A 274-nucleotide genomic window follows, 5' to 3' on the forward strand; every position below is an offset into this window, starting at 1 on the left:
CTATCGTTCGACATGCTTAGTTCGACTTCGCCGTGATCCAGACGGCGACGGCGATGAGACCGCCGATGCCGAAGATCCAGATGAACAGACCCTCAGAGACGGGGCCGAGCGAGCCGAGCGTGAAGCCGCCGGGGGCCTGCGCTTCCTGCTGGTAGAGCAGCGCCGAGATAATGTCGCGCTTGTCGTCCTCGGTCAGGTTCATGTTGTTGAACACCGGCATGTTCTGGGGGCCGGTCACCATCGCCGCGTAGATGTTCTCCGGCGTGGTGTCCAT

General features: G+C 62.0%; 1 pseudogene. It reads right to left on the reverse strand.

What is annotated here, in order from left to right:
• Positions 1-16: 16 nt before the first annotated feature.
• Positions 17-274 (reverse strand): annotated as a pseudogene (locus tag SB754_RS20190) (cystathionine beta-lyase); the annotation flags it as partial.

It is taken from the genome of Leifsonia sp. SIMBA_070 (genome assembly GCF_046534635.1).
In the GTDB taxonomy this organism is placed as follows: Bacteria; Actinomycetota; Actinomycetes; order Actinomycetales; family Microbacteriaceae; genus Leifsonia.